Origin of the sequence: Paenibacillus popilliae ATCC 14706 (assembly GCF_000315235.1) — a bacterium.
GTDB classification, from domain to species: Bacteria; Bacillota; Bacilli; order Paenibacillales; family Paenibacillaceae; genus Paenibacillus_B; species Paenibacillus_B popilliae.
Genome location: NZ_BALG01000065.1, coordinates 1 through 1,778, shown reverse-complemented (window position 1 = coordinate 1,778; position 1,778 = coordinate 1). Strand labels below are relative to the sequence as shown.

Genomic DNA, 1,778 nt, shown 5'->3' with positions numbered 1-1,778 from the left:
GTCCTGATTCAATAGGCGATGCTGAAGCCGACCGATGAAATTGGGGAATTTTCGAGCGATACTTTTGGGGAATTTTCGAGCGATATTGACAATTGAAGAGCTATTGTTAAAAATTAATGGGCTAAGGCAGGAATTATTAAGAGCTGTAGTCGGAGGTGTTGCTGATGATGAAGTCATTAAACTAAGCCAAGAACTGAATGTCTACATTGTTGAAGTACAGCGAAAACTGGTTGAAAGAGAGAGTTAGCAACACCAACAAGATAGGCAAGAGCTTCATAGGACACGAACGTTATCTTGATTCCGGCCGGAAATTTGTCTGTATTCATATACACAAAGTTCGTGTTTTGTACATATGTACGAATGAGTTTAGGCGTTCAAATCCAAGATTTTGTATTTGTTAATTGAAACAAAGCTACTCTCGCCATCTGTCCGTTAGTCGATCGTCAAGACTGCCTGATTTTCCGCTTATATTAAGCGAGAGCATGGCGATTATTCGACAAATTCTAGTTTACAGAGTCCGGAGAAATAGGGTATACTTATCAAGCAATAGAAAGGCTTTATGGCGCGGTCGGCTAAGCCTCCGGAAGGGAGGTGATGCTACATGGAGATAAAAGACGCTTTGACGCTTATGATTGACTTCGGCACATTTGTTATTGTGTTACTGACGTTTATCATTACCATCGTCATTGCTCTTTTGAACCATAAGAAATAGACCGCCCCTACGCAAAAGGTTTCGGTCTATTTCAGACAAACTTTTGTTTTCAAGCCGACCGCTCTTAAAGCGGCTATTGCTCGGGAGTCGTGTTACTAGCACGCCTCCTTTTATATTTATATGATAACATAGTGGTTTTTATACGTCTAGTGGGTCTTATTTGCTACCCATGGCCACTTGGAAGGCGTCCCGTTCCGATCTACTCCGTTTTCTTTTGTCTGCTGGCGAGTTCTGCGAGAATGTCCATGCTCATTTCTGTGCCGACCATCTCAACGTATGGCATGTGTGCAAACAGCCTGCATGTCGCCTCCCGAGCGCTTACAACCTCGATCTTATTGGCCGCAACGTCCTAAAATGCATATTGATTAATAGCGAGCTTTTGAACTCTGAACAGCGTCTCCAGCTCCGCATGTTCGTAAGCAAGCGCCCCTTTTTTTGGATGTTCGAGAATACTGAACGACCTGCCAATCATGTCGTACACTTCCGCTGCAAAGTCATACATTGACATGTTGACGGTTTCCACCGTGAACGGCAGCATACACGAGACGGCTTGTACCTCTATTTCCTTTTCTCTCGGCATATTAACTAATGCCCTCCCCACTATTTGTTTCGTTCATTCCACATTTCCTCCCGGACTTGTTCTAGATCGTCCAGCAGTTCTTCTTCACTAACTCCCTTCGCCTTGGCTCCCTTCGCCATCGAATCTAAAAACTCGCGTAAGGCGACAACGCTCGATTTCGTAATGACGATCTTACCACTTTCGTCCTCAACAAAGGAAACCTTGTCTCCTTCTTTTAGATTCAGTCGTTCACGTATTGCTTTAGGAGATGTCACTCTTGAGACTTCCATCCTCGTTATAGAACATCCTCCCTTTTCCGATCCTTATAACTTAGCGCCGTAAAACCCCTAGCTGGATCGGCTACACTTAGTTGGACAACAAAAATAAGGGCTTGTAGAATAAAGCTATTATCCTAAGGAGCGGATCGTCTACAATGCCAAAACAACGACGTACTTTCACAGCAGAGTTTAAAAAGCAACTGGTGCAACTTTATGAAAACGGAAAAAC

The 1,778-nt window shown here is 43.6% G+C and carries 4 protein-coding genes; 2 read left to right on the top strand and 2 right to left on the bottom strand.

Going from position 1 to position 1,778, the window contains the following annotated elements:
* Positions 1-85: 85 nt before the first annotated feature.
* A complete protein-coding gene (locus tag PPOP_RS06905) occupies positions 86-247 on the top strand; it encodes an aspartyl-phosphate phosphatase Spo0E family protein (RefSeq protein WP_006285428.1) in 162 nt (53 codons plus the stop codon).
* Between the two features lie 354 nt (positions 248-601).
* Positions 602-712 carry a putative holin-like toxin gene (locus PPOP_RS23920; protein ID WP_234399709.1) on the top strand — a complete coding sequence of 37 codons (111 nt, stop codon included), beginning with the start codon at positions 602-604 and terminating at the stop codon, positions 710-712.
* A gap of 349 nt (positions 713-1,061) precedes the next feature.
* On the opposite strand, the gene PPOP_RS06900 is transcribed toward PPOP_RS23920, so the two are convergent.
* Positions 1,062-1,292, bottom strand: coding sequence for a hypothetical protein (locus PPOP_RS06900; RefSeq protein ID WP_006285426.1), 231 nt, complete (start codon positions 1,290-1,292; stop codon positions 1,062-1,064).
* A 20-nt stretch (positions 1,293-1,312) separates the two neighbouring features.
* On the bottom strand, positions 1,313-1,546 hold the full coding sequence (locus PPOP_RS06895; RefSeq protein WP_199898950.1) for an AbrB/MazE/SpoVT family DNA-binding domain-containing protein: 234 nt from the start codon (positions 1,544-1,546) through the stop codon (positions 1,313-1,315).
* Positions 1,547-1,778 lie beyond the last annotated feature (232 nt).